The following is a 25594-nucleotide window of genomic DNA, read 5'->3' as shown; positions in this document are numbered from 1 at the left end:
CGCGTTCACCGCGACAGCGCGGGCGAGCGGGTCTACCGTCGGTACATGACCGCCGCCCGCCCGCTCGCCGCCCTGATCAGCGGCGTCGTCGTGCTGAGCCTCGCCACCGTCCCGAGTGAGGCGACGAAAGTTCCTCAGCACAGCGACATCACCTACCAGACGTGGACGTCGTCCGCCGACTTCCTCTCCGGCACGCCGGCCGGCACCACCGTCACCGGTGACAGCCTGACCTTCGGCACCGCCACCGGCACCACCTCGTACGTCGATCCGTTCGGCGACGGCTCGGCCAAGAGCTACGACCGGACGAGCTGGACGTCTCCGCTCGTGCCGACCAGCTACGGCCTGACCGAGCTGATCGCGTCGTGGAACGCCACCACTCCACCCGGCACCTGGGTAGAGGTCGCGATGGCCGGCCGCACAGACCTCGGCGCGACCACCAAGTGGTACGTGCTCGGCCGCTGGAGCGGTGGAGACGACGACACTGCCGCCGGCGACATCCACCGCACCTCGGTACCGAGCCAGGGCGACACCAACGGCTCCGTCGCCGTCGACACCTTCGTAGCGGCGACCGGGCGCAGCCTGAACAGCTGGCAGCTGAAGGTCACCCTGTACCGGCTCTCGGGCACGACCCAGAGCCCAGTAGTCAGCTCGGTCGGGGCCATGGCTTCGCGGCTGCCCAGTGTGAAGAAGATCCCCGTCAGCCCACCCGGTGGAGCCGCAGGGCAGGTACTCGACGTACCGACGTACTCGCAGGAGACCCATATCGGCCACTACCCGCAGTGGGACGGTGGCGGTGAGGCCTGGTGCTCTGCAACCTCCACGGCCATGGTGCTCGACTACTACGGCGCCGGCCCGACCGCAGCCGAGACGGCCTGGGTAGATCCCACGGACGCCGACCCTCAGGTCGACCACGCGGCCCGCTCGGTCTTCGACTACGCCTACGACGGCGCCGGCAACTGGCCCTTCAACACCGCGTACGCCGGTACGCGCGGGCTGGACGCGTTCGTCACCCGATTGCGCTCGCTCACCGAGGCCGAGCAGTTCATCAAGGCCGGGATCCCGTTGATCGCCTCACTCTCCTTCAAGAAGGGCGACCTGCCCGGCGCCGGCTACGGCACCAACGGGCACCTGATGGTGATCGTCGGTTTCGATGCCGCGGGCAACGTTGTGGTCAACGACCCGGCTTCCCACCTGATCGCCTCGAACGACCAGGTCCGTTTCACCTACGACCGGCAGGCCTTCGAGAACGCGTGGGTCCCGCACTCGGGTGGTCTGGTCTACGTGATCCACCCGGCCCACAAGCCCCTGCCGGCCAGGACCGGCCAGGCCAACTGGTAGTCCCCCACAAACAGGAACCGCCCGTGTGCCGGGGGCGGCGTACGGGCGGTTCCGTCGACTTATCGCTGGTGCAGCAAGGCTTTGGCCGTCTCGGTGAGGACCTCGTCGAGCGGGGTGGCGCTGACGCCGAGGACTCGCTCGGTGTGGGCCGAGTCGAGCACGTGGACCTCCTGGTCGATGTACTGCATCTCGATGAGTTCGGCCATGATCGAGTCGGTCTCGCCCAGCTTCCTGAGTTCCTCGGCCGGCATCGCCACCAACTGCGGCTCAGGCGCTCCGGCGATCTCCGCGAGGCGGCGGGTGAGGTCGCCGACCGGGAGCGTTGAGGTTGAAGGTGCGTGCCAGACCTGGCCCCAGGCGCCGTCGTACCGGCTGGCGGCGATCAGTGTGCGGGCGGCATCCTCGATGTAGGTCCAGCTGTGGGCCACGTCGAGGTTGCCTGGGTACGCCGCCCGCTGTCCCGCCAGCAGGCCCGGTAGGACGACGAGGTTGAAGACGGAGAGCGTGTCGACGCCGAGGAAGTCAGAGCCACGGACCTCGGTACCACGGACCCGGCCCGCGTCGTAAGCCTCGAGGACATCCGTCCACATCTGCGCCCGGACCCGACCCTTCACTGTGGTCGGGGCCATCGGCGTTGTCTCCGTGATCGGTGCGGTGACCGGGCCGTACGGATAGGTGTTGCCGAGCATCACGTAGCCGGCGCCGGTGCGTTCGGCCGTGGTCAGCAGCGCGGCCGCGAGCGGTGGCCAGTCGGTGGGCCAGCGGTCGTACGGCGGCATCGCGCAGTTGAACAGAGTGGATGCGCCGTCGGTGAGCTCGGTCAGCCGGTCGGCGTCGTTGGCATCGGCGGCGACGGCTTCCACCCCGGGATGGCCCGAACCGGTGCCGCGGCGGGATACCAGCCGGACCTGCTCACCCGCCTCCGCCAACTGGCGAGCAACGGCCCGGCCGGTGCCACCGGCACCTACGACAACGGAAAACGACATTGGGATCCTCCAGCATTGGTTTGTCCGGAACCCCAAGCTACGAAGGCGGCTGGTGTCGCGGACATGGCCACAACGCTGGAACTCATATCCAACCGTCCGAGCTACAGTGGCGACCGTGGATGTATTGAGCGACGTCCTGACAGCGCTGCGGACCGGCCGTCCGCACGCCACACTGACTCGGGTCGAGGCGCCGTGGGGCGTCCGCTTTCCGCCAGGGGACGGCGCCGGCTGTCACGTCGTGATCGACGGCTCCTGCTGGCTACTCCCCTCGAAGGGCGAACCGATCGAGCTCGCCGGCGGCGACATCGTCTTCGTGCCGCACGGGACGGGATACTCGCTGGCGGATCAGCCCGACAGTCCGCTCGTCGACTTCCGGCTCGAGGAACTCTACGAACCCGACGACACCGCGCCCGTGGACCTGATGGCGATCGGCGGCGCTTCGTCGAGCACGCGGCTCTGTGCCGCGTACTTCTTCGACCGCGCGAACAGCCACCCGCTGCTCGACGAACTACCCGAAGTGATCCACCTGTCGGCGCGGATGGACAGGCATTCCTCGCTGCGCGGCGCGATCGAACTGCTCAGCGCCGAGCTGAGCCGGCCACAGGCCGGTACTTCGACCATCTTGTCCGGGCTGGTCGACATGCTGTTGCTGTTCGTCCTGCGGGCCTGGTTCGACGAGCAGGCCGAGCACTCGACCAGCGGCTGGGCCGGCGCGCTCGGCGATCCACCAACGATGGCCGCACTGCGCGGCATCCACGGCCGGCCCGAGCATCCGTGGACCGTCGAGGAACTGGCCGCGCTGTCAGGACTGTCCAGGGCCAGCTTCGCGAAGCGATTCACCGACATCGTCGGCCGGCCTCCGATGGCCTACCTGACCTGGTGGCGGATGACACTGGCCGCCCGCCGGCTCCGCGATTCGGATGCACCCTTGCGTGCCATCGCCGGCCAGACCGGCTATGCCACCGAGTTCGCCCTAGCGAAGGCATTCAAGCGAGCGTACGGCGTTGCTCCCGGCCAGTATCGCCGGGAGCATCACCCACTGACGGCATAGCTACCGAGTGAAGAGCGCGCCCGTGAGGTTGGTCGTCAGGTTGCGCAGGGAGTCGGGCAGGTACTGGAGGTGCCAGCCACGCGGGCCGCGGTACCAGTGGAAGCCTTCGTCCTCTTCCTCGTTCGTGTCGGTCGCGACCAGGGCGTCGATCCAGCGCTCGGAGCCGCCGAGGACGACGGCGTACGGGAGAGCGCGGGAGCAGAGCTCGGCGTGCTGGTCGGCCGGCAGCTCGCTGACGTCCATCTCCAGGAGCTCGCCCCGGATGGCCGCGACCTGCCCGAGCACACGGCCGGCGGCCGGTGCCTTCGCGGGCATGTGGCGGCCGATGACGAGCAGGCCGACGCCGACCGCGGTGATGGCGAGACCCAGCAGACCCCAGGTCGAGAGTAGGGCCAGGGCGACGGTCAGGACGACACCGAGTGCGGTGACCGCGATGCCGATGGTGGCCCACAGCGACCGGGTGCGGTCCGGGCGCTCGATGAACCAGCCGCGCTTGACCACACCGTCGTACAGGGCGTCCTGGACCAGGCCGAGGTTCGCCCGGACCTGGCGGCCGAGCTCGGAGACGAGCACCGTGTCGTTGTCGCCGAAGATCGCGCGGACCAGGACGTTCTCGTAGCGCTGGAGCTCCTCGGCCGGGGCGTTCGCCACCCGGCGCAGCTCCCAGTCCGGCCGGGCGAACTCGGTCTCGTGCTCGAGCTCGGTGATCGTCAGGTGACCGCGAACGGCCAGGTCGATGATGGTGGCGGTGACGTCGACCGGGTCGATCCGCTCGTCGATCAGCGTGCCCACCTCACCGGGCCGCAGGTCGGCCGGCGGGGTGAAGTCGATCCGGGTGTCCTGGCCGAGGCTGAACAGCGACGCCGGTACGACGCGGCGCGGGTCGACCTGGTCGCGGCCGCGCAGCCGGTACAGGACCGCCAGCGCGAGCGCGCCGAGCAGCAGCACCGCGAGCGCGGTGATCAGCTGGGCGGCATCGGTCGAGAAGGCGCGCTTGAAGGTCTTGCGGTACTCGACGATCGAGTTGGCGGCGATGGCGTCCTTCGGGAAGCCGATCGTCATCCGGATCGTGTTGCCCGGCGGCAGGCCCTGCTGCTTGAAGGTCGGGCCGGCCGTCTCGCCGAGCTGCGCCAGCGTGCACGGGGTGTTGCTGTCGATCGCGCCGGCGAAGCAGGAGACGTGCGTCACCTCGGGCACGCTGAAGACGATGTTGGCGTCCTGGACCGTCAGGCTCAGCCCGGTCAGCGGGCTGAACCGCACCTCGGTGCCGTTCAGGGTGTTCGCCACCGCGCCCTTGACCGTGTAGGTGAACTCGAGCACGGTGTCACCGGACAGGTCGGCCACGGCGATCGAGCTGATGTCGCCGTTGACGCTGAGCTCTTTGTTCTTCTCGGCCCCGGCGGACTTGACCACCAGGTCCTCGATCTTCTGCACGTGGTCGACGTCGTCGGGCAGGTGGTCACGCGTGACGACGAACCGGGTGAAGGTCCCGGTCACGTTGCTCAGCTTCCAGGTCTCGGCGACCTTCAGCGAGCCGTCCTTCTCCACCCGGACGGTGCTGTCGAAGTTGGTCACGACCGGGTCGGCGGTCGCCGAGCGGCCGGCCTGACCACTCTGGTCGGTCGCGCCGGCCGGTACGCCGGTCAGGGCCAGAAAACCGAGGGCACACAGAGATACCCCGAGCAGACGTCTACGCATCGCCCAATCACACCGTATCGAGAGGGTCAGCCCAGCGACCGGTCGGCCGGGGCGGGTGGAACTTCAGTCGACTTGCAGACCGCACCATACCGTGACCCCGTAGGCTGACGCGGCGGCCGCGGTGAATCGCCCGCCGACCTGTCTAGGAGCCACAGTTGTCGAACCAGCAGTGGGGCCCGCTCCCCGGCCAGCAACCGCAGTACCCGCCACCCCAGCAACCCTGGGGCGCCCCTGCTCCCACCGGCCAGTACTCCGGTCCGGGTGGCCCGTACTCCGGTCCGCCTGGGCCTCCGCAGTACTGGGGGCCGCAGCACCAGCGGCCCTTGGGGTGGGGACAGTTGCCGCCGCCACCTAAGAAGAAGCGTGGCGTGGCGGTGGTTTTCGGCATTCTCGGCGGGCTGCTCGTGCTGGGCGTGGCCGGGGTCGCGATCGCCTCGAACGTCCTGAAGAACGACGAGCCGACTGTCACCAAGCCCGTGGTAGCGCCGACGACGGAAGGCCCGGGGCCGATCCCGACGACCACCAGGGCGACACGACCTACGGTTGCTCCTACCACACGGACGACCACGCGCAGGCCGACGGTCCCGGTCCCGACGCGGACGACAACTCCGCCCAGGCCCCGGCTGACCGCCAACCAGGTCGTGACGGCGCACCGCCTCTACAAAACGGGGGTGCAACGCCCGGTGGGATGCCGCGAGTCGAAGGTCGGCCTGGGCACGGTATCGAAGGCAACGGCGTACTACCGATCGATCAAGCAGTGCATGGATCGCGCGTGGCCTCGCCACATCGTTGCTGCGGGCTACCAGTTCCGCGCGCCCGGCCTGCTCGCGTTCGCCGGTAGCGCCACCTCGCCGTGCGGCAGCGCGACAGCCGGCCGAGCCTTCTACTGCCCGTCCAACCACATGATCTACATGGAGATCTCCGGCGACATGAGGGCCTACCGGCAAGGCCAGGCCTTCGGCAGGGCGCTCGCCACGCACACAGTGGCGCACGAGTACGGCCATGCGATCCAGGGCATGACTCGGATCCTGGCAGCGAACTACGCGCTGCAGTACGACGTGGGGGGCGCGAAGAAGCTGGAGCTGAACCGGCGGATGGAGCTGCAGGCGTCCTGTCTGGGAGACGTCTTCCTCGGCGCAAACAGGGGCAGCTATGGGCTGAACGGCCAGCTGTACGCGCAGTGGCTCTACATCGTGAACTACAGCGGCGACGAGAACGCCCGCGGTGGGCCGCGGGACCACGGCAGTCGGGCCAGCCATGGCTTCTGGGCCAGGCGAGGATTCGCGGCCCGGAACCCGGCCTCCTGCAACACCTTCGTTGCACCGGCCAACAAGGTGAGCTGACCGGCCGACTGAGCCCGTGCTCGGATAACGTCAGCCCTCGTGTCCAACCAGTGGCCCCCTGCGCAGCCCCCGCAACAGCCTCCGCCCGGTCAGCCTGGCCCCGGTGGCCAGTGGGGCGCCGTACCGCCGCCACCTGGACAAGGCGGATGGGGCCCAGCCCAACCGCCGCCCGGGCAAGGGTGGGGTCCCGGGCAAGGTGGAGGTCCAGCGCAGCCGCCGCCTGGGCAAGGTGGGTGGGGCGGGCAGTCGCCTGGGCAGGGCGGGTGGCAGCCGGCGCAGTACAGCGGAGGTATGCCGCCCGGTGGGCTGCCGCACGGGATGGGCTGGGGCGCCCCTCAGTTCGCCGGTCCCGGCGGCCCTGCTGGTCCCGGTGGGCCTGGCGCTGGCGGGCCTGGTGGTTTTGGCGGGCCTGGCCGTGTGCCGCCGCGGAAGAAGGGTGGGGCGGGGAAGATCCTGCTGATCGTCGGTGGGCTGGTCCTCCTCGTGGTCGTCGGAATGGTGGCGCTCTCTGCCTCGCTCAAGGACAAGGAGCGCTCCTACACGTCGCCGTACCCGACGGGCAGCTACAGCCCGACGGGTGGGCCGTCCGAGAAGCCGTCGGCGGAGCCGCCGACGGTCAGCCCGAGCCGGCCGGTCGTACCGCAGCGGACGAAGCCGACCGCGACCAGGCCGACCGCGCCCCGCAGTACCTACAAGCCGACCAAGAAGCCGAAGCCTGAGGCGACCGACCTCGACATCGTCGCCCGGAACCGGCTCTACAAGGCCGGCGTGATGGCCTCGGTGAACTGCCGTGAGTCCAGTGCCCGCCCGGCCACCGTGGCCGGCGCCCGCGCCAACTACGCGAACCTGACCAAGTGCCTGAACCGCTCCTGGCCCGCCCTGATCGCCAAGGGTGGCTCCCGGTTCCGGCCGCCGACGGTGTTGTCGTACTCCGGCTACGTCAGTACTCCGTGCGGCACCAAGTCCGACGACGGGCCGCCGTTCTACTGCTCCACCAACGAGACCATCTACATGAACCTGCGCGAGGACATCGGCAACTACAACGCCAACGCGCAGAACTACTCCAGGGTGTTCGCCCGGATGTGGATGCTGCACCAGTTCGCCCACGAGTACGGCCACCACGTGCAGCAGATGACCGGCATCCTCCGGGCCAACTACAACCTGCGCTACGAGGCGCCGAGCCAGGCGCTGGAGCTGCAGTACAGCCGCCGGCTCGAGCTGCAGGCGTCCTGCTTCAGCGACATCTTCATCGGGTCGAACAAGCGCAGCTACCCGATCACCGGCGAGTCGCTGCGGCAGTGGAGGTGGCTGATCGGCGCCACCATCGACCCGAAGCGCGACCACGGCAACAAGGCCAACCACAAGTACTGGGCGCTCAAAGGCTTCAACGGCCGCGGCCCAGCGGCCTGTAACACCTTCACGGTGTCCCCGCCGCGGGTGTCATAGACCACTCCGCTGGATCGGTGGGGAGACGGATAGCGGTCTTCATGGTTAGCCTGGTCCCCCGGATCACGCCGTGTGTGTCCCGGGGGGATGAGGAAGACCGTGTCTGACCACGCTTGGAGCGAGCCACCAGGGCCGCCTCCACCGGCCGCGCCCGTACTGCGCCTGTACCGGGCCGGTCCCGGCTTCACCCTGCTCGACCGCTGCACCACGTTCCCGGCTCCGGCCGGCCAGGTTTCGTGAGGAGTATCGATGTCGGACAACTGGAATCCACCCCCTGGGCGGAACCCGAACGAGCCGGAGCCGGAGGCTGACCAGCCCACCGACGAGCCGGCCCCCGGGCCCGCGCGCCGGGGTGGCCAGTCGCCCCTGTGGTGGACCGAATCCACCGAGAAGCAGAAGGAGTACCTGCAACCAGCTCCTCCTGGCGAGAAAACCCCCCTCGTGCCCCCACCCAACCAACCCAACCTCACCTGGAACCTCCCGCCCTACTCCCAACCCCCCACCCCCGGCCGCCCCACCCAGAGCCGACCCCCACAGGGCGGTTCCGGACAGGGCGGACCTGCGCAGAGCGGTCCCGCCGGCGGACCTGCGCAGGCTGGGCCGGCACAGGGCATCTCCGGGCAAGGCGGACCCGCACAGGGCGGCCCCGCACAGGGTGAGCCGGGGCAAGGCGGTCCTGCAGGCCCGACCTCCGGCGGCCGCCGCGTAGCTCGCCACGCCGGCCCACCACCGAGCGGCCGCGCGCCTGCCAGCGGAGCTACCGCGGGCGGTGCTGGTGTGCCTGCTGGTGGAACTGCTGGCTGGGCGGCTGGTGGTCCGGCGGCGGGTGGGGTGCCTGCTGGTGGGTGGGTTGCTGGTGGTCAGGGGGGTGCTCCTGGGAGTGGGGGGCAGCCGCCGACTTGGCAGTATCCGCCTATTCCTATTCCGCAGCCGCCGGGTCCCGGCCGGCGGCGGAAGCCTCGGCGTACGCCCAAGGCGTTGCTGATCGGGCTCGTGGCGCTCGCCGTGCTGGTGGTCGGTACCGGCGTCACCCTCCTCGTGCGCGGCGGAGGCGACGACAACGCGCCCGTCGCGGTGGACAGCCCGACCACGGCGCCTTCGGAGACGCCGTCCGCGACACCTTCGACCACCCCGTCGGTCACGCCGTCGACGCCCGCTCCCCCGACGGTCGACGAGATCGTCACCACCAGCCGGCTCTACACGGTCGGCGCCCTCAGCCCCACGCAGTGCCTGGAGCCGAAGGCGATCCCGTCCACGTACGCCGGCGCCAAGGCGTACTACGGCCTGATCCTGCCGTGCATGAACCGCACCTGGTGGCTGGCGATGAAGAAGGCCAGCCTGCCGTACCGCGCACCGAAGCTGGTCCTGTTCGCAGGCCCGCTGACGACCGACTGCGGTCGCGAGCGGGGCACTCGTGCCTTCTACTGCGGCAAGAACGAGACCATCTACATCCCGCACACGCTCGGCGTCGCGTACTACACGCGCAACCCGGTCTCCGGCCGCGTCTGGATGATGACCACCCTCGCCCACGAGTACGGCCATCACGTGCAGAAGCTGTCCGGCATCCACGCCGCCTCACTCGCCCGGCAGGTGGACGCGACCACCCCGGCCAGCAAGCTGGCGGAGAGCCGTCGGCGTGAGCTGCAGGCGTCCTGCTTCGGCTCGGCGTACTTGGGTGCCGCAGGCCCCTACATCCCGCTGCGCGGTCCGCTGCTGGACACCTGGAAGGTCCTGGTCACCACCACCGGCGACGACGCCGCCCGGCCCCGGACCTACGATCGCGGCAACCGGGTGAGCAACACCTACTGGTCGTTCCGCGGCTTCAACACCAAGAGCCCGAACGTCTGCAACACCTTCGTCGCCAAACCCGCTCAGGTCGGCTGACCCCTCAGTACGGCGAAAGGCCCGGGACCCCTGTAGTACAAGGGATCCCGGGCCTTTTCCGTTGCTCAGAACAACCGGCGAGCCGTCGACAGGGTGCCACCGAACGCGGTGACGAAGTTCGACAGGGACTCCCCGATGTCGGACAGATGCCAGTTCTCCGGACCGGAGTACCAGCCGATCCCCGCGTCCGGGTCGTCGTCGTCATCGGTCGCCGCGATCTCCAGGGCCCACTTCTCCGTGAGCCCCAGTACTGCGGCGTACGGCAGGCACCGGGATGCGAACTCGAGCCGGTGGCTCTGCGGCAGGTCCGCCGAAGTCTCGTCAGCCAGGTAGCGCTGCAGCCCGGCCACGCGACCCAGTACCGCGGCACCGCGAGCCGTCCGGGCAGGAGCGATCTGGCCGACCAGCGTCAGCACCAGACCGGCCAGCATCACCGCGAAGCCGACCAGCCCGAACTTGGTCGCGATGGCAAGCACGATCGTCAGCACCACACCGGCGCCCAGCAGGACGAGTCCGGCGGTCGTCCACCGGTTCCGCACCGCGTCGGGGCGGCTGGCGAACCAGCCCTGCGTGACGACATCGCCGTACAGCTGCTCGCGGACCAGGTTGAGCCGCGACCGCAGCCCGTACCCGAGAGCGGATACCCGCACGCTCTCCCCTTCGGCGAAAACCGCCTCCAGCAAGGCCTTCTCGTACGGCAACAGCTCCGGACCGCCGGCGTGGAGTCGCTGCAACTCCCAGTCCAGCTTGCCGAACTCCGACTCGCGCGGCAGCTCGACGATGGTCAGGTAGTTGCGCACGGCAAGGTCCAGCAATGTCGCGGTGATGTCGACCACATCGGCGGTCTCGTCCACCACGGTGCCGACCTGGCCGGGCCGGATCCCGTCGGGCGCCGCGAACTGCGGCCCGTCCGCACCGTCGAGCACCGGCCGCTCCGGCGCACCCGGGCCGACCTTGACCGCATCCCGGCCGCGCAGGAACCACAGTGCGGCGGCCCCCAGTACGCCGAGGCCGAGCAACAGCACGCTCAGCCCGACCGTCGAGCTGTCGACGGTGAACGCGTTGCCCAGGGTCCAGCGGGTCTTGAACTCCGCGTTGGGCTGGACCGACGCCTGGCTGCTCAACCCGGTCAGGAAGGTGAGCCGCCCACCCGCCGGTACGCCGTTCTGCTCGATCTCCAGCGCGGCCGACTCGGCCAGCTGTGACGTAGTACACGGCATGCTCGAGCCGACCCGGCCGGCGAAGCAGGTCACCCAGGTGGCGAACGGCACCGTCACCGACACGGTCGCCTTCGGGATGCCGACGCCGTAGCCCTGGATGATCGGCCAGCTGACCTCGCGGCCCTCGGTCGAGTCGGCGACGACGTTGCCGACCTCGTAGCTGTAGACGACCTTGGCCGCGCCGGACACCTTGAGGCTGAGCCGGCGGCCGTTGTCGACCGCCTCGTCGGAGAAGTTCTCGGCGGGCTGGCCGTTCACCGTGGCCGACACGTTGCGGATGTCGTAGGTGCGGTCCCGGTCCGAGTCCGACCGGACCCGGGTGGTCAGGGTCCGCGCGAACGTGTCACCGCCCGCGGTCAGGTCGACCGTCTCCTTGACCTTGAGCACACCGTCACCGGTCAGCGACGCCTCGGCGGCGTACCCGGTGATCTGGTCGTCGGCGGCGTGGGCCGGCAACGTGCCGAGGGCAACGATAGGGACTGTCAGAGACACGAGCAGGGCGGCCGGCAACAGTCGGCTCTTCAGTGACATGGGTCGAGAGTAGTCTCGTGCCGGTTCGTCCTGCGAACTCCCGATCGGGAGCAGCGCCGGACGAGTCCGACCGAACATCCAGCTGAAGGGGCAACGACACGTGAGCACCCCGTACGGGTACGGCGGCCGTCCCCAGGACCGGCCCGCCCCGCCTCCCGGCGTACTGCCGCCGCCGCAGCAGACGCAGTGGCGACCCGCGCCTCCGCCGGGGCAGTACCCGCAGCCGGGCGCACCGCAGTACGGGCAACCCCAGCAAGGCGCACCGCAGTACGGGCAGCCGCAGCAGTACCCGGGGCAGTGGGGTCCGCCACAGTACGGTGGTCCCAACCAGTTCAACGGCTTCCAGCCGCCTCCGCCGCGGCGAGGTGGCGCGATGCGGCTGGTACTGCTCGGCTTCAGCGTCGTCGCGGTGCTCGGCATCGCACTGGCCGTCATCGGCGTAGCGCTGGGCGGTGACGACTCCACCGACACGGCAGGCCCGCAGATCAGTGGCCCGTCAGTGGTGCCGACCCCCACGACGAGCGCGCCTGAGGGCTCGGCCGAGGACTACCTGGTGAACGCGCCGATCTACCGGTCCGGCGGCCTGGGCGAACTGGACTGCCCGGCGACCAAGCTCGGTGACGGCAGCCTGGCGGCGCAGAAGGTCTACTACGAGAAGCTGTTCAAGTGCCTGAACGACGCCTGGCGGCCGGCTTTCCAGAAGGCAGGCAAGACGGAACCCGACCCGGGTCTCGTCGTCTTCGACCAGCCGGTCTCCACGCCCTGCGGCCAGTTCGCGCCGATGTCCGGCCGGGTGCTCGCCTTCTACTGCTACGGCAACAAGGTGATGTACACCGACGTGAAGCAGATGAACAAGGCGTTCGGGCCGAAGGAAGACCTCGCCTACCTGATGACGATCGCGCACGAGTACGGGCACCACATCCAGGGCGTGTCGGACCTCTTCTACGCCCGCGCCGCCTTCGTGCAGGACCACCCCGAGCGCAAGCTCGAGATGTCCCGCCGGAACGAGCTGCAGGCGTCCTGTTTCGCCGGCGTCTTCAGCCGCTCGGTGGCGAAGTCGTATCCGTTCATGAACCGCCTGAAAGAGTTCGAGTTCCAGGCCAGCAACAGCTTCGGCGACTCCCCCGACACCCCCGAAGCCGAAAGAACCCACGGCCTCGCCACCAGCCAGGGCTTCTGGATCGTCAACGGCCTCAACGTCGGCGAAACCAAAGCCTGCAACACCTACGCCGCCAAAGAAGACCAGGTCAAATAACCGGTACTGCGCGGGGGCCAACTCCCCCGCGCAGCCGCTCCGCTCGCTCCTCCGTCGCTCACACGCGACCGCTCCCACCCACCCATCCACGAACCCCGCCGTCGCACACGCTGACGCGAGAGCGCGCCCCGTTGCCAACGCCGTCCGGCCCCGTCGATGAGACTCATCGGGCACTGGGCGAAGATCGTCGTTTTACGGAGAGCTAGGGGCAGCAATGAGTTCGGTCGTGAGCGTGATCAAGGAGGGTGGACCGTATGTAGTCGCGCTGGTCGGTATGGCGGCCGGCTACTTCGGGGGGCGTGGGACTGGGCGTGAATCTCGGCACCACGCACGGGTTGAGGCGCTGTATCAGGACATGCTTGACGAATACGCCTATCGATCCCGGCGTATTCACGATGCGGTGGGTATCGAGGTATTCGGTGCTGGACCGCCGGGACCAGAGGTGCCACCCGTCAGCGATTCGAGGATTCGGCTCTACGCCAGCCCTTCGGTCTCGGAAGCGTGGGGGGATGCGCTGTTCTTTCTGCATGTGCTGGACCTCGAAGGGAAGGACAGCCTCGGCGACCGCGCTACACAGGCGATGTTCAAGTGCCATACCGCGGAACACACCTTGCTGGCGGCTATGCGGGGTGATCTCGGAGTCCCGAAGGGATCTCGTCTGCAACGGGTTCGACGTCTGGCCAAGGCAAAGTCGCAAGATCTTGTCCGTTGGCGGGCAAGGCGAAAGCGCCGCCGAAGCCGGGCTCGACTGCGTCCGTAGGCGACATCGCCAAATCGCCGGCCCGCGGCGGGCTCGACAGCTCTAAGCAGGCAAGGCCCAGCCGATTGCAGTAATCGACTGGGCCTGGCTCATTCCTCTGCGGCCTGCTCCCAAAGCTCGTCGGGTGCATGCCTGGCCCCCGTCACGAAGGCCTGCACCGGCGAAAGGCTGCGGAGGTGTTGGGTGTCAGCTCCTCCAGCGGCCGGTCAGCCGCAGGTCAGCCGCCGGTCAGCCGCAGGTGGGGAGGCTGGCGCGGGACAAGTCGCGGACGTTCGAGGTGGTCCATTTGATGTCCGGCCAGTGGACGACAGTGAACGTTCTTGTGGCCCTGGAGCCGGCGGGCATTGTGCCCTGGATCTCGATCCGGTCGTCCCGGAGCCAATCCCCGAGGAGGTACGTCTCCGTCATGAACATTGTCCAATAGGCCTCTTCGCCCGAGTTGTTCCAGAAGGAGTACTGGAAGCGCGTGGAGCTCTTCTCGCACATGAACAGGGTGCCGCCGTGGACCCATCCCAGCGCCTTGCCGTACTTCCCCAGCTTGCCCCACGTTTGCGGGCCGACCCTGCCGTCGACGCCGAGGCCGGCGTCGGCCTGGAAGTGGCGGACGCGGGTGCGCGTCGCCGCGCCGTAGCTGCCGTCCACCGTGAGGCCGCCCAGGTTTGTCTGGAGAACCCGCACGCAGGTGCCAGTGCTGCCGTAGGCCAGGTAGGTGCCGGAGCAACTGGCCGCCTGGGCCTGGGTGACGGCATCCGGCTCAGGTGCGGTGGTGGCCTGGGCCTGAGTTGCGGGCCCGACCACCGAGAGCAGTCCGCCGATCAGCGCTGTGGCCAGGACGGCGCCCCGGGTGCGGCGACGCAGGATGTTTCTCATCTGGTTATTTCCTCCTTGTACGGCCCCCGGCCGTACGTGGTTGTCTACTGAACTCCGCACAATAGGAACCAGCGGCAACAATCCACTGCCCGTACTCCGCCCGTACTTGGAGCGCCTCGTTCCGCATGTTGGCCCGGAGTTGGAGTTCGCGTCGTCTGAGCGGCGTATCATCCGCCCCGTGACTTTGCGACGGGGGGACAGCGCTCCGTCCGAGCGGACGCTTGTCGACATCTTGCAGGCGACGGCGACCACCCATCCCGACGAGCCGGCGCTGGACGACGGCAGTGTGAGTTTGAGCTATCGCGAGCTGCTCAACCACGTCACCGGCTTCGCCCGCAAGCTGACCGAGCTCGGCATCGGGCCCGGCGACCGCGTCGGCGTACGGATCTCTTCGGGCCACAACGACCTGTACGTCGCGATCCTCGGCACGCTGCAGGCGGGCGCGGCCTACGTCCCCGTCGACGCCGATGACCCCGCCGAACGCGCCGAGCTCGTGTTCGGTGAGGCTGCGGTAGCCGCCGTCGTCACCGACGACCTCGAGATCACATCCCTCCGCCCAAGCCCAAGGCCAGTAGCCGACGCAGCGGACGGCTACTACGACTTCCCGTACTCCGCCCGCATGGACGACCCCGGAACAACGACAGCCCGTACTACGGAAGCCGTGCGCACCGCCCATCGATCCGACGGCCCGTCTCCGGACGACGACGCCTGGATCATCTTCACCTCGGGATCGACCGGCGTGCCCAAAGGCGTCGCCGTCACGCACCGATCCGCCGCCGCGTTCGTCGACGCCGAGGCCCGGATGTTCTTGCAGAAGGAGCCGATCGGCCCCGACGATCGCGTCCTGGCCGGCCTCTCGGTCGCCTTCGACGCGTCCTGCGAGGAGATGTGGCTCGCTTGGCGGTACGGCGCCTGCCTGGTGCCCGCGCCGCGCTCACTCGTCCGCAGTGGCATGGATCTCGGACCGTGGCTGGTTGCCCAGGGCATCACCATCGTGTCGACCGTACCGACGCTCGCCGCGCTCTGGCCGTCGGATGCCCTGGACAACGTACGGCTGCTGATCTTCGGTGGCGAGGCGTGCCCGCCGGAGCTGGCCGAGCGATTGGCTGTCGACGGCCGCGAAGTCTGGAACACGTACGGTCCGACCGAGGCGACTGTGGTTGCCTGCGGCGCGCAACTGACCGGCGAAGGACCGGTCCGGATCGGGCTGCCGCTGGACGGCTGGGATCTTGCCGTAGTCGATGCTGAAGGCAACGAAGTACCGGAGGGCGGCACCGGTGAGCTGATCATCGGCGGTGTCGGCCTGGCCCGGTACCTCGATCCGGCCAAGGATGCGGAGAAGTTCGCGCCGATGCCGTCGCTCGGCTGGGAGCGCGCGTACCGCAGTGGTGACCTGGTCCGCAACGAAGCCGAGGGCCTGGTGTTCATGGGCCGGGCCGACGAGCAGATCAAGCTGGGTGGCCGGCGGATCGAGCTGGGCGAGGTGGATGCGGCACTGCAGTCTCTGCCTGGCGTCAGCGGCGCGGCAGCCGCAGTACGGACTAGTGGCGCTGGGAATCAGTTGCTGGTCGGGTACGTCGTACCGGATGACCCTGAGTCGTTTGACCTGCAGGCGGCGACTGAACGGCTCCGGGCGGAGCTGCCGGCTGCACTGGTACCGCTGCTGGCCGTTACGGACACACTGCCCACCAGGACCTCCGGCAAGGTCGACCGGAACGCCCTGCCCTGGCCGCTGCCCGGCATGGACACGGACGGCCCGCCTGCTGAGCTAGACGGAACAGCTGCCTGGCTGGCAGAGCGCTGGACGAAGGTACTGGGCGCAACAGTCACCGGTGCTGACAATGACTTCTTCCTGCACGGCGGCGGCAGTCTCGCGGCGGCACAGCTGGTCTCTGCGCTCAGGGAGCGGTACCCCGAAGCCACTGTCGGCGACATCTACGAGTACCCGCGGCTGGGCGCACTGGCTGACCGGCTGGACTCCTTCAAGTCCACTACCGTGCCCGTGGAGATCCGTGAGGTCCGGCCGACTCCGCCGGGCACACAGCTGCTACAGACCGCACTGACACTGCTACTGCAGACAGTGGTCGGAGTGCGCTGGCTGGTCTGGCTCTTCACGTTGAACAACCTGCTGGCGCTGACCGACGGCCCGCACCCCTGGATGCGCACAGTGTCGTGGTGGTGGATCCTGGCTGGCTGGCTGATCCTGATCACCCCTGCGGGCCGCATGGGCATCGCTGTCGTCGGTGCCCGGCTACTGCTGCGCGGGCTCAAGCCCGGCATCTACCCGCGCGGCGGCAACGTCCACGTGCGCCTGTGGGCCGCAGAGAACCTCGCGGACGCCGCGGGTGCGGCCAACCTCGCCGGGGCGCCCTGGATCGCCTACTACGCAAGGGCTCTCGGTGCGAAGATCGGCCGCGGTGTCGACCTCCACACGCTCCCGCCCGTGACCGGCATGTTCACCATGGGCCGTGGCGCGTCCATTGAGCCAGAGGTCGACCTGTCCGGCTACTGGATCGACGGCGACCGCCTGCACGTCGGTACTGTCACTGTCGGCGCGGACGCCGTCATCGGCTCCCGCAGCACTCTCCTGCCGGGCGCAGAGGTCGGCCGCAACGCGGAGATCGCCGCAGGCTCAGCCGTCTCCGGCAAGGTACCGCCTGCAGAGCGCTGGTCCGGCTCCCCGGCGACACGGGTTGGCAAGGCCCGCCACCCGTGGCCGGACGAGCGCCCCGCCCGCGCCCCTTGGTGGGTCCTCGCGTACGGCGCTGCCTCCGCCCTGATGTCGCTCCTCCCCCTGGGCGCAGCCATCGCCGCGATCCTCGTACTACGCAACGCCGTCGTCGGCACCAGTTCGCTCGGAGAAGCCGCCCTGCAGGCGTTTTGGGCGATCCCGCTGATGACACTGGTCGGCTTCGTCACGCTCGCGCTCCTCACCCTGGTCGGAGTACGGCTGCTCGGTATCGGTATCAAGCCCGGCCACTATCCGGTACGCAGCCGGATCGGGTGGCAGGTGTGGGCCACCGAGCGGCTGCTCGACTCGGCTCGCACGCTGCTCTTCCCGCTCTACGCGAGTCTGCTGACGCCCTGGTGGCTGCGCGCGCTCGGCGCGAAGATCGGCCGCGACGTCGAGGCCTCGACCGTCTTGCTGCTGCCCAAGATGACCACTGTCGGTGAGGGCGCGTTCCTGGCCGACGACACGATGATCGCGTCGTACGAGCTCGGCGGTGGCTGGCTGCATGTGGGCGCCGCCAAGGTCGGCAAGCGCGCCTTCCTCGGCAACTCGGGGATGACCGCGCCCGGCCGTTCGGTGCCCAAGAACGGCCTGGTCGCAGTACTGTCTGCCGCTCCTAAGAAGTCCAAGGCCGGTACGTCGTGGCTCGGCAGTCCACCGGTGAAGCTGCGCCGGCAGACCATCGACGGCGACCAGAGCCGGACGTTCAACCCGCCGTTGCGGCTGAAGTTCGCGCGGGCCGCAGTCGAGCTGTGCCGGTTCGTGCCGATGATGTGCACGGTCCTGATCGCGCTCGGAGTGCTGTTTGCCCTGCAGGCGCTGGACTTGTGGCTCGGGCCGTGGCCGACGTTTCTGTTGTCCGGTGTGGTGATTCTGGCCGCGGGCGCGGTGGCCGGCGGGATGGCGACCGTGGCCAAGTGGCTGATCGTCGGCAAGACGCGTGCCCGGGAATACCCGCTGTGGAGCTCGTTCGTCTGGCGCAACGAGGTCGTCGACAACTTCGTCGAGCTGGTCGCCGCGCCCTGGTTCGCCAACGCGGCGGCGGGGACGCCGGTGCTCGCGCTGTGGCTGCGGTCGCTGGGCGCGAAGATCGGCAAGGGCGTCTGGTGCGAGACCTACTGGCTGCCCGAGGCCGACCTGATCACGCTCGGCGACGGTGCCACGGTGAATCGCGGCTGCGTCCTTCAGACGCACTTGTTTCATGACAGACTCCTGTCGATGAACACCGTCACCTTCGGCCCTGGCTCGACCCTGGGCCCGCACGGCATCGTCCTGCCGGCCTCCTCGATCGGAACGGGCGCGACCATCGGCCCGGTGTCGCTGGTGATGCGCGGTGAGAGTGTTCCGGCCGGGTCCCGCTGGGCCGGCAACCCGATCGCGCCCTGGCAGGGTTGATGGTTTCCCGTGACACCGACAGGGGCGAACCGGGTGGGGACTCAGCAGGTGATCGCTATGTGCCGACCCATGGCAACAGCGGCTACCAGGTGGAGTCCTACGAGCTGGACCTCGACTACCGGGTCAGCAGCAACCGCCTGAGCGGCAAGGCGACCATCACGGCCGTCGCGACCCAGGCACTGTCCCGGGTCAGCTTCGACCTCGCCGGTCTCCGCGTGGCCAAGGTGTTCGTGAACGGCCGTCGCGCCAGCCGGTACGCACACCGCAACGGCAAACTGCACGTCTGGCCGTCTCCGGCGATTGCCGACGGCGCCGAGTTCGTGGTGGACGTCCAGTACTCCGGCAACCCCGCTCCCGTCGACAGCCCGTGGGGTGAGCTCGGCTGGGAGGAGCTGACCGAGGGCGTGATCGTCGCCAGCCAGCCGAGCGGCGCCGCGACCTGGTTCCCCTGCAACGACCACCCCAGCGACAAGGCGCACTACCGGATCACGATCACCACCGAGTCGCCGTACCACGTGGTGGCGAACGGGCGGCTCGTGTCGCGCCGTACCAAGGCCAGCCGGACCAGCTGGGTCTTCGACCAGGCCGCACCGATGGCGACGTACCTGGCGACCGTGCAGATCGGCCGGTACGACGTACTGGAGCTGGCCGAGTCTCCCGTAACCACGCGAGCCGTGCTGCCCGCGTCGCAGCTGCGGGACTTCCGGTCGGACTTCGGGCGGCAGCAGGACATGATGCGGTTGTTCATCAAGCTCTTCGGCCCGTACCCGTTCGGCGGCTACACCGTAGTGGTGACAGACGATCCGCTGGAGATCCCCTTGGAGGCCCAGGGCATCTCTGTGTTCGGCAGCAACCATGTGGACGGCAAGCGCGGCTCCGAGCGGCTGGTGGCACATGAGCTGGCCCATCAGTGGTTCGGCAACAGCCTGACGCCCTCCCGCTGGCAGGACATCTGGCTCAACGAAGGCTTCGCCTGCTACGCCGAGTGGCTCTGGTCAGAGGAGTCCGGCGGTCTCACCGCATCCCAGCAGGTCTCCAAGGCCCACACCCGCCTCCGCGCCCTCCCCCAGGACCTGCTCCTCTCCGACCCCGGCCCCACCCTGATGTTCGACGACCGCCTGTACAAGCGCGGCGCCATCACCCTCCACGTACTCCGCCTCCACCTGGGCGACGACGCCTTCTTCGACCTGCTCCGCACCTACACCCGAACCCACCGCCACGGCTCGGTCACCACCGAAGACTTCATCTCCCTGGCAGCAACCTTCAGCAAGGACCCGTACGCCTTGCAGGCCCTCTTCGCCGTCTGGCTGGACGCCACCGAGCTCCCGGCTCTCCCTCGCCGCCGTCGCTAGCTGGAGACCTGGCTGGCGGCGGTCAGGAAGTGCGGGACGAGTGGGGTGGGGAAGGCGGGGTTCCAGGCTGCGCCTGTCCACCAGGTTGCTGCGTCGTGATGGATGGGGATGAGGCGGACGGCATCCGAGGCGGTTGATGCTGCGGTTGCCGGTACTACGGCTGGGCCGACGCCGGCGGCTACCAGGGCGAGGACGGTTTGCAGGTCGGCGGCTTCCTGGAGGACCAGTGGCCGGCAGCCGAGTTCGGAGTACAGGGTGGTGATCTGGGCGGTCAGGCCTGGGCCGCGTTCGGGGGCGAGGCGGATCAGTTGCCGGCCATGCAACCAGGTTGCCAAGGCTTTCGGGACGACCTCACCGGTTGGTACTGCGAGTGCGAGTCGGTCCTTCTTCAGCCGGAGGTGCTTGAGGCCGGGTGGCACGGGCAGGCGGACCAGGCCGACCTGGAGGCTGCCGGTCAAGAGTCGCTCGTACTGGACTGCTGAGGACATGTCGTCGAGGGTCACCTCGACTCTCGGGTAGCGGCTTCGGAACAGCGCGACCGCTCGTGGGGCCAGCTCGATGCTGGACATACCGAAGCCGATCGTCAGCGCTCCCTCCACCCCGAGAGCTACCTGTGCGGCCCGTCGCTCGAACAACTCGGCTCTGCGCAGGACGTCAAGGGCATCGGGCAACAGCAGCTCGCCGGTAGGTGTCAGCCGGGCTCCGTGCCGGCCGCGATCGAAGAGCGTCGACCCGAGCCGTCGTTCGAGCTGCTGGATCTGCTTCGTGAGGGCGGGCTGGCTCGTCGCCAACTCGATCGCCGCAGCGCCGAAACTCCCGCAGCGGGCCACTGTGACGAAGGCCTGCAGCAACCGAAGATCCATAACTTCAGGATATGGAACGCCATCCAACCGCTATTGGACGGCATGGAAAATCCGGACTTCGATAGTGAAGGTGAGCATCCTGCGCAGTGCCGTCGTCCAGTTCGAGGCCGTCCCCGACCGGCCGGACCGCAACCTCGAGATCATCACCCGGCTCGCCCGGCAGGCCGTTGCCGACGGCGCCCAACTCGTCGTCTTCCCCGAGATGTGCCTGCTCGGCTACTGGCACCTCCGGCGCCATACCGCCGACCGCCTGCACGCACTGGCGGAGCCCGTCAGCGGTCCGGCCATCAGCCAGATCCGCTCGCTCGCGATGGAACTCGAAGCCGGCCTCGGCGTCGGCTGGCTCGAGACCGACGCCGGCACCCTGTTCAACTCGTACGCCGTCTGCCTGCCCGACGGCACCGTCCACGTGCACCGCAAGCTGCACGCCTTCGAGCACCCGGCGATCTCCAGCGGCGCGCGCTTCACCGTCTTCGACACGCCCTGGCAGGTCCGGGTCGGCGTCCTGATCTGCTGGGACAACAACCTCGTCGAGAATGTCCGCGCCACCGCGTTGCTGGGAGCAACCGTCCTGCTGGCGCCGCACCAGACCGGCGGGACCAACTCGGTCAGCCCGCACGGCATGAAGCCGATCCCCCGTGAGGTCTGGGACAACCGGCTGACCGATCCCGCCGCGGTGGAGAGAGCTTTCAACGGCCCGAACGGACGCGAGTGGTTGCTGAGGTGGCTGCCCGCCCGCGCCCACGACAACGGTCTCTTCGTGCTCTTCAGCAACGGGGTCGGCCGCGACGACGACGAGCTGCGCACCGGCAACGCGATGGTGATCGACCCCTACGGCCGGATCATCGCCGAGACGCCCGCGCCCGCCGAGGCCGTAGTACTGGCCGAGCTGGACCTGGATCTGGTGCCGCTGGCAACCGGTCGCCGCTGGCTCCGCGGCCGCCGGCCGGAACTCTACGGGATCCTCACCGAGGTCCGCGGCGATGAGCTGGACCCACGAGCAGCACGCTTCTCGACGGAGCCGACGGACGTCCAGCCCATCAATGGGGGTCGCTGAAGGCTGCGGTCCCCTGGGCGGCTCGCTGGGGCGGCGTCGTTTGACGGGCTGGAGGTTCGGCGCTCAATAGACGAGGGCAGTCGCTATCGCGGCGATCCCCTCGCCTCGGCCGGTCAGGCCCAGGCCGTCGGTGGTGGTGGCCGAGACGGAGACGTCAGCGGCGCACGCGGCGCTGAGGGCTTTCTCGGCCTCCTCGCGGCGGGCCGCGAAGCGGGGACGGTTGCAGATCACCTGGACGGAGATGTTGCCGATCTCGAAGCCGGCGGCGCGGACGCGGCGAGCCGCTTCGCCGAGCAGGGTGGCACCTGAGGCGCCGGCCCACTGGGGTTCCGACGTACCGAAGTTGGAGCCGAGGTCGCCGAGTCTTGCCGCTGACAACAAAGCGTCGCAGGCGGCATGGGCTGCCACGTCGCCGTCGGAGTGACCCGACGGCCCGGCGGTCTCTTCCGGCCAGTGCAGTCCGGCCAGCCACATCGGGCGGCCTTCCTCGACGGGATGGACGTCGACGCCTGTCCCCACGCGTGGCACCTTCACGAGCGACGCCTCTCAGCCAGCAGGGACTCAGCGAGGATCAGGTCGCGCGGTCGCGTCACTTTGAACGCATCCTGCGATCCCTCCACAGTCTGCACCGGTACGCCGAGCCGCTCGCACAGCATCGCGTCATCGGTCGCACCGGTGACGTCACCGTTATGGGCCCGCCGCAACAAAGCCGGCTCGAACCCCTGCGGAGTCTGTACTGCGACCAGCGTCGAGCGGTCGGGCGTGTCGACCACCAGACCCGTGGCATCGACCCGCTTGATCGTGTCGGTCACCGGGATCACCGGGATGACCGCGGGCGCGCCGGCCAGCACGGCCGCAACGACTCGCTCGATCACCTCGGCGGGAACGAACGGCCGGGCCGCATCGTGGACCAGCACGCAGTCGATCCCCGTGGCGGGGACCAGTTCGAGGGCCAGCCGGACCGAGTCGGTCCGTTCGGCGCCACCGGCAACGACGTGCAGCGCCACCGGACCGGAGTACGGCTCGAGCAGTTTGCGGACGTCGTCCTCGGTGCCGGGGGGCACCGCGACCACGAAGCAGGCGAGGTCGGCGGCGGTCGCTGCCCGCAGTCCACGCAGGGCGTGGACCAGCAGCGATTCGCCACCGACCTCTCGCAATGCCTTTGGTGCCTCACCACCGAGCCTGAGCCCGAGACCGGCCGCCGGAATGATCGCCGCAGTACTCACGACGACATCATGCCGGACAGATCAGTCGCGTTGCCCCGACTCCACTGCTGACCAGGTTCGGTCAGGAGGCGAGGACCTCGTCGAGGATGGCTTCCGCCTTGTCCTCGTTGGTGTGTTCGGCCAGGGCCAGCTCGGAGACCAGAATCTGGCGAGCCTTCGCCAGCATCCGCTTCTCACCGGCGGAGAGGCCGCGGTCACGCTCACGGCGCCACAGGTCGCGAACGACCTCTGCCACCTTCATCACGTCACCGGAGTGCAGCTTCTCCAGGTTCGCCTTGTAACGACGCGACCAGTTGGTCGGCTCCTCCGTGTGCGGAGCCCGCAGCACGTCGAAGACGCGCTCCAGACCGGCCTGATCCACGACGTCACGCACGCCGACAAGATCGAGGTTGCACGCGGGGACCCGGACGACCAGGTCGTTCTGAGCGACGATCCTCAAGACCAGATAGGTCTTGTCCTCACCTTTGATCTGACGGGTCTCGATGTCCTCGATGACGGCCGCACCATGGTTGGGGTAAACAACCGTCTCGCCGACTGTGAAAGTCATATGTCACGTGCCCCTTTCCGAGTCCTATCCTACCACGCAGTCGCTGGTCCGGTTCGGGCGTTTGCGCTGGTCAGAGGCCATTTCCCGCCTTGACAAACGCTGTCCGTCGTGCCTCGCACGCGCGAACATGGTTGCCCGGCACCCCATCGAAAGGGGTGGTCGCCGTCGAGGCCGGCCATCGCGCTCGCTACGCTGTGCTCCGCCGGAGGCTTCAGCCTGACGGCATCCACAGGGTTGTAGGAGAGGGAACACCAGTGCCCATCACGTTGTCCTCGCAGGCAGTCCGGCGTACCGCCCTGGCCGGAGCCGCGGTCGCTCTGAGCGTCGCGGTGACCGCCTGCGGCGCCGGCTTCGACGCCCAGTCCACCAAGCCGTACCAGCCCGCCGAGGGCACCAACGCACAGTCCGGGTCGATCGCGGTCCGCAACCTGCTGGTGCTCGCCTCCGAGGACGGCAAGGGCGAACTGCACGGCGCGTTCGTGAACTCCGGCTCGTCCGACGACAAGCTGGTCAGCATCGCCTCCGCCCCCGCCGACCCGGCAGCCACCCAGGGCGCCAGCACCGAGCAGCCCGGGTCGATCACGTTCAGTGGCCTCAAGCCGGCCGACCTGAAGGCCGGCGCGCTGTACACGATCCCCCCGGCCGGCAACGAGCCGGTGACGGTCACCGGCGGCAAGCCCGGTCAGATGCTCAAGGTGACCATCACCTTCGGCACGGCCGGCCCGATCACCACCTCGATCCCGGTGCTGACCACCGACCACTACTCGCCGTCGCCGCGCCCCGAGGCCGAAGCACACAGCGAGACCCCGGCACACGGCGAGACCCCGGCAAGCAGCGAGACCCCGGCACACGGCTGACAGCGGCCACCACAGCCCGCAGTACGGGCTGTGGTGGTGAAGGTCAGGCTGCGACAGTCAGGAAGCGGCCTGAGCTGCCTTGGCCAGGCCCGGGAGGATCTTGTCCAGCACCCAGGGCACGCTCAGCACGCTGACCGAGCTCATGCCGGAGATGACCTGCTGATCGGTCATCAGGTAGGTGCTGCCCTTCTTGTACGAGCCGAGGGACGCGTAGACCGGGTCGGCGGCGAACTTCTCCGGCGTCATCCCGTCGATGTAGCCGACCACCACGTCTGCGTCCAGGTCGGCCAGCCGCTCCTTGCTGACGGTGAGCGCGAACTCCTTCTTGCTGTTGGTCTTCTCCAGCGCCTCGACGCCCGGCGCGTTGACGAAACCCATCTCGTTGAGGATCTGGACCCGCGGATCACCCGGCATGAAGACGTAGTTCTCGGCGCCGTACGACATCACCGAGATCGTCTTGCCCTTGAACTCGGGGTGTTCGGCGGCCGCCTTCGCGGTCAGCTCCTTGATCCCGGCGACCAGCTTGTCCGCCTCGGCCGACTTGCCGAGCGCCTTGCCGATGATGGTGGTCTGGTCCTGCCAGGTGGTCTGCCAGGCCGCGCCCGGGTAGGCGACCGTCGGCGCGATCTCGGACAGCTTCGTGTACGTCGCCCTGTCGAACCCCTCGTACGGCGCCAGGATCACGTCCGGCCGCAACGCCGCCAGCTTCTCGAACGGGATGCTGTCGGTGGTGTCGAGCAGGGTGGTCTTGGCCGGGTCGAACTTGTCGGCGTTCCAGGCGGTCGTCCCGGCCGGCGTCGGCCCGTAGGTCACCTTCGGCATCCCAACGGGGGTCTCACCGAGCGCGTAGACGACATCCTGGGCGTTCCACCCGAGCGTGACGATCCGCTCCGGCTTGCGCTGGATCGTCGTCTCCCCGAACGTGTTCTTCAACGTGACCGGGAACCCCGCACCCCCTCCCGCGACCGGCGCGGCATCCCCGTCGCCATCACCCCCACAAGCAACCAGGCCAGCCGAAGCAACCAGAGCAGCAACCGCAACCACCGCGGCACGGGACCAGGACATGGACTTCTCCTCAATAGCTGACAACACAACTAAGGCCAGCCTAAGTTAACCCAATAATCGAGGGGCGGCCGAGGGTGGTCCGGTCGTAGACTCCGGGGCTCTGGCTGGTTCGCCGACCC

At 68.8% G+C, this 25594-nt stretch carries 21 protein-coding genes; 12 read left to right on the top strand and 9 right to left on the bottom strand.

The window, feature by feature from the left end; genetic code table 11:
* Positions 1 to 45 precede the first annotated feature (45 nt).
* Positions 46 to 1338, top strand: a complete 1293-nt coding sequence (locus tag ACQPYM_RS05300; protein WP_433015681.1) for a peptidase C39 family protein — start codon at positions 46 to 48, stop codon at positions 1336 to 1338.
* A 59-nt stretch (positions 1339 to 1397) separates the two neighbouring features.
* Here ACQPYM_RS05300 and ACQPYM_RS05295 read toward each other — a convergent pair whose 3' ends face one another.
* On the bottom strand, positions 1398 to 2324 hold the full coding sequence (locus ACQPYM_RS05295; protein ID WP_433015678.1) for an NAD-dependent epimerase/dehydratase family protein: 927 nt from the start codon (positions 2322 to 2324) through the stop codon (positions 1398 to 1400).
* A gap of 115 nt (positions 2325 to 2439) precedes the next feature.
* Between ACQPYM_RS05295 and ACQPYM_RS05290 the strand changes: the two genes are divergently transcribed.
* Entirely contained in the window at positions 2440 to 3375 is a 936-nt protein-coding gene (locus ACQPYM_RS05290) for an AraC family transcriptional regulator (protein WP_433015675.1), read from the top strand.
* Here the strand turns inward: ACQPYM_RS05290 and ACQPYM_RS05285 are convergent, their stop codons facing one another.
* On the bottom strand, positions 3376 to 5073 hold the full coding sequence (locus ACQPYM_RS05285) for a DUF2207 domain-containing protein (protein ID WP_433015672.1): 1698 nt from the start codon (positions 5071 to 5073) through the stop codon (positions 3376 to 3378).
* A gap of 155 nt (positions 5074 to 5228) precedes the next feature.
* On the opposite strand from ACQPYM_RS05285, the gene ACQPYM_RS05280 reads away from it, so the two are divergent.
* The 4 genes from ACQPYM_RS05280 (at position 5229) to ACQPYM_RS05265 (ending at position 9746) form a co-directional block, all read left to right on the top strand.
* Positions 5229 to 6416, top strand: a complete 1188-nt coding sequence (locus ACQPYM_RS05280; protein WP_433015670.1) for a neutral zinc metallopeptidase — start codon at positions 5229 to 5231, stop codon at positions 6414 to 6416.
* Positions 6417 to 6833: 417 nt separating this feature from the next.
* The gene (locus ACQPYM_RS05275; protein WP_433015667.1) at positions 6834 to 7862 is read left to right on the top strand and encodes a neutral zinc metallopeptidase; all 1029 of its coding nucleotides are present in this window, start codon (positions 6834 to 6836) and stop codon (positions 7860 to 7862) included.
* A gap of 99 nt (positions 7863 to 7961) precedes the next feature.
* Positions 7962 to 8102, top strand: a complete 141-nt coding sequence (locus ACQPYM_RS05270; protein ID WP_433015664.1) for a hypothetical protein — start codon at positions 7962 to 7964, stop codon at positions 8100 to 8102.
* Positions 8103 to 8840: 738 nt separating this feature from the next.
* On the top strand, positions 8841 to 9746 hold the full coding sequence (locus ACQPYM_RS05265; RefSeq protein WP_433015661.1) for a neutral zinc metallopeptidase: 906 nt from the start codon (positions 8841 to 8843) through the stop codon (positions 9744 to 9746).
* Positions 9747 to 9811: 65 nt separating this feature from the next.
* Here the strand turns inward: ACQPYM_RS05265 and ACQPYM_RS05260 are convergent, their stop codons facing one another.
* Entirely contained in the window at positions 9812 to 11497 is a 1686-nt protein-coding gene (locus ACQPYM_RS05260; RefSeq protein WP_433015658.1) for a DUF2207 domain-containing protein, read from the bottom strand.
* A gap of 100 nt (positions 11498 to 11597) precedes the next feature.
* Between ACQPYM_RS05260 and ACQPYM_RS05255 the strand changes: the two genes are divergently transcribed.
* Positions 11598 to 12752 carry a neutral zinc metallopeptidase gene (locus ACQPYM_RS05255; protein WP_433015655.1) on the top strand — a complete coding sequence of 385 codons (1155 nt, stop codon included), beginning with the start codon at positions 11598 to 11600 and terminating at the stop codon, positions 12750 to 12752.
* Positions 12753 to 12978: 226 nt separating this feature from the next.
* A complete protein-coding gene (locus tag ACQPYM_RS05250; protein WP_433015652.1) occupies positions 12979 to 13512 on the top strand; it encodes a hypothetical protein in 534 nt (177 codons plus the stop codon).
* Positions 13513 to 13740: 228 nt separating this feature from the next.
* Here the strand turns inward: ACQPYM_RS05250 and ACQPYM_RS05245 are convergent, their stop codons facing one another.
* Positions 13741 to 14382, bottom strand: a complete 642-nt coding sequence (locus ACQPYM_RS05245; protein WP_433015649.1) for a peptidoglycan-binding domain-containing protein — start codon at positions 14380 to 14382, stop codon at positions 13741 to 13743.
* A gap of 178 nt (positions 14383 to 14560) precedes the next feature.
* Between ACQPYM_RS05245 and ACQPYM_RS05240 the strand changes: the two genes are divergently transcribed.
* Both ACQPYM_RS05240 and ACQPYM_RS05235 read left to right on the top strand, forming a co-directional pair.
* On the top strand, positions 14561 to 18508 hold the full coding sequence (locus ACQPYM_RS05240; protein WP_433015646.1) for a Pls/PosA family non-ribosomal peptide synthetase: 3948 nt from the start codon (positions 14561 to 14563) through the stop codon (positions 18506 to 18508).
* 59 nt (positions 18509 to 18567) lie between these two features.
* Complete coding sequence (locus ACQPYM_RS05235; RefSeq protein WP_433015642.1) at positions 18568 to 19860, top strand: M1 family metallopeptidase; 1293 nt, start codon at positions 18568 to 18570, stop codon at positions 19858 to 19860.
* Here the strand turns inward: ACQPYM_RS05235 and ACQPYM_RS05230 are convergent.
* Complete coding sequence (locus ACQPYM_RS05230; protein WP_433015639.1) at positions 19857 to 20723, bottom strand: LysR family transcriptional regulator; 867 nt, start codon at positions 20721 to 20723, stop codon at positions 19857 to 19859. The genes ACQPYM_RS05235 and ACQPYM_RS05230 overlap by 4 nt on opposite strands.
* Between ACQPYM_RS05230 and ACQPYM_RS05225 the strand changes: the two genes are divergently transcribed.
* Positions 20626 to 21780, top strand: a complete 1155-nt coding sequence (locus ACQPYM_RS05225; protein ID WP_433015636.1) for a nitrilase family protein — start codon at positions 20626 to 20628, stop codon at positions 21778 to 21780. The two genes, ACQPYM_RS05230 and ACQPYM_RS05225, sit on opposite strands and share 98 nt — an antisense overlap.
* A 63-nt stretch (positions 21781 to 21843) precedes the next feature.
* Here the strand turns inward: ACQPYM_RS05225 and ispF are convergent, their stop codons facing one another.
* The 3 genes from ispF to ACQPYM_RS05210 all read right to left on the bottom strand — a co-directional run bounded on the left by ispF (position 21844) and on the right by ACQPYM_RS05210 (position 23553).
* Positions 21844 to 22308, bottom strand: coding sequence for a 2-C-methyl-D-erythritol 2,4-cyclodiphosphate synthase (gene ispF, locus ACQPYM_RS05220; protein ID WP_433023189.1), 465 nt, complete (start codon positions 22306 to 22308; stop codon positions 21844 to 21846).
* 2 nt (positions 22309 to 22310) lie between these two features.
* Entirely contained in the window at positions 22311 to 23006 is a 696-nt protein-coding gene (ispD, locus tag ACQPYM_RS05215) for a 2-C-methyl-D-erythritol 4-phosphate cytidylyltransferase (RefSeq protein WP_433015633.1), read from the bottom strand.
* 61 nt (positions 23007 to 23067) lie between these two features.
* Positions 23068 to 23553: a CarD family transcriptional regulator gene (locus tag ACQPYM_RS05210; RefSeq protein ID WP_012918679.1), complete on the bottom strand. Its 486-nt coding sequence runs from the start codon at positions 23551 to 23553 to the stop codon at positions 23068 to 23070.
* A gap of 254 nt (positions 23554 to 23807) precedes the next feature.
* On the opposite strand from ACQPYM_RS05210, the gene ACQPYM_RS05205 reads away from it, so the two are divergent.
* Complete coding sequence (locus tag ACQPYM_RS05205) at positions 23808 to 24410, top strand: hypothetical protein (RefSeq protein WP_433015628.1); 603 nt, start codon at positions 23808 to 23810, stop codon at positions 24408 to 24410.
* 57 nt (positions 24411 to 24467) lie between these two features.
* Here ACQPYM_RS05205 and ACQPYM_RS05200 read toward each other — a convergent pair whose 3' ends face one another.
* Positions 24468 to 25475, bottom strand: a complete 1008-nt coding sequence (locus ACQPYM_RS05200) for an iron-siderophore ABC transporter substrate-binding protein (protein WP_433015625.1) — start codon at positions 25473 to 25475, stop codon at positions 24468 to 24470.
* Positions 25476 to 25594 lie beyond the last annotated feature (119 nt).

Origin of the sequence: Kribbella sp. CA-294648 (assembly GCF_050943845.1) — a bacterium.
Classification (GTDB): Bacteria; Actinomycetota; Actinomycetes; order Propionibacteriales; family Kribbellaceae; genus Kribbella.
Note: the sequence above shows the minus strand (reverse complement) of the source record. Positions and strands in the feature narration are given on the sequence as shown.

Excerpts from the sequence above, each read along its gene's own strand:
- ACQPYM_RS05300 (WP_433015681.1), top strand. The coding sequence starts at position 46 with ATGACCGCCGCCCGCCCGCTCGCCGCCCTGATCAGCGGCGTCGTCGTG.
- ACQPYM_RS05295 (WP_433015678.1), bottom strand. The coding sequence starts at position 2,324 with ATGTCGTTTTCCGTTGTCGTAGGTGCCGGTGGCACCGGCCGGGCCGTT.
- ACQPYM_RS05285 (WP_433015672.1), bottom strand. The coding sequence starts at position 5,073 with ATGCGTAGACGTCTGCTCGGGGTATCTCTGTGTGCCCTCGGTTTTCTG.
- ACQPYM_RS05260 (WP_433015658.1), bottom strand. The coding sequence starts at position 11,497 with ATGTCACTGAAGAGCCGACTGTTGCCGGCCGCCCTGCTCGTGTCTCTG.
- ACQPYM_RS05245 (WP_433015649.1), bottom strand. The coding sequence starts at position 14,382 with ATGAGAAACATCCTGCGTCGCCGCACCCGGGGCGCCGTCCTGGCCACA.
- ACQPYM_RS05230 (WP_433015639.1), bottom strand. The coding sequence starts at position 20,723 with ATGGATCTTCGGTTGCTGCAGGCCTTCGTCACAGTGGCCCGCTGCGGG.
- ACQPYM_RS05210 (WP_012918679.1), bottom strand. The coding sequence starts at position 23,553 with ATGACTTTCACAGTCGGCGAGACGGTTGTTTACCCCAACCATGGTGCG.
- ACQPYM_RS05200 (WP_433015625.1), bottom strand. The coding sequence starts at position 25,475 with ATGTCCTGGTCCCGTGCCGCGGTGGTTGCGGTTGCTGCTCTGGTTGCT.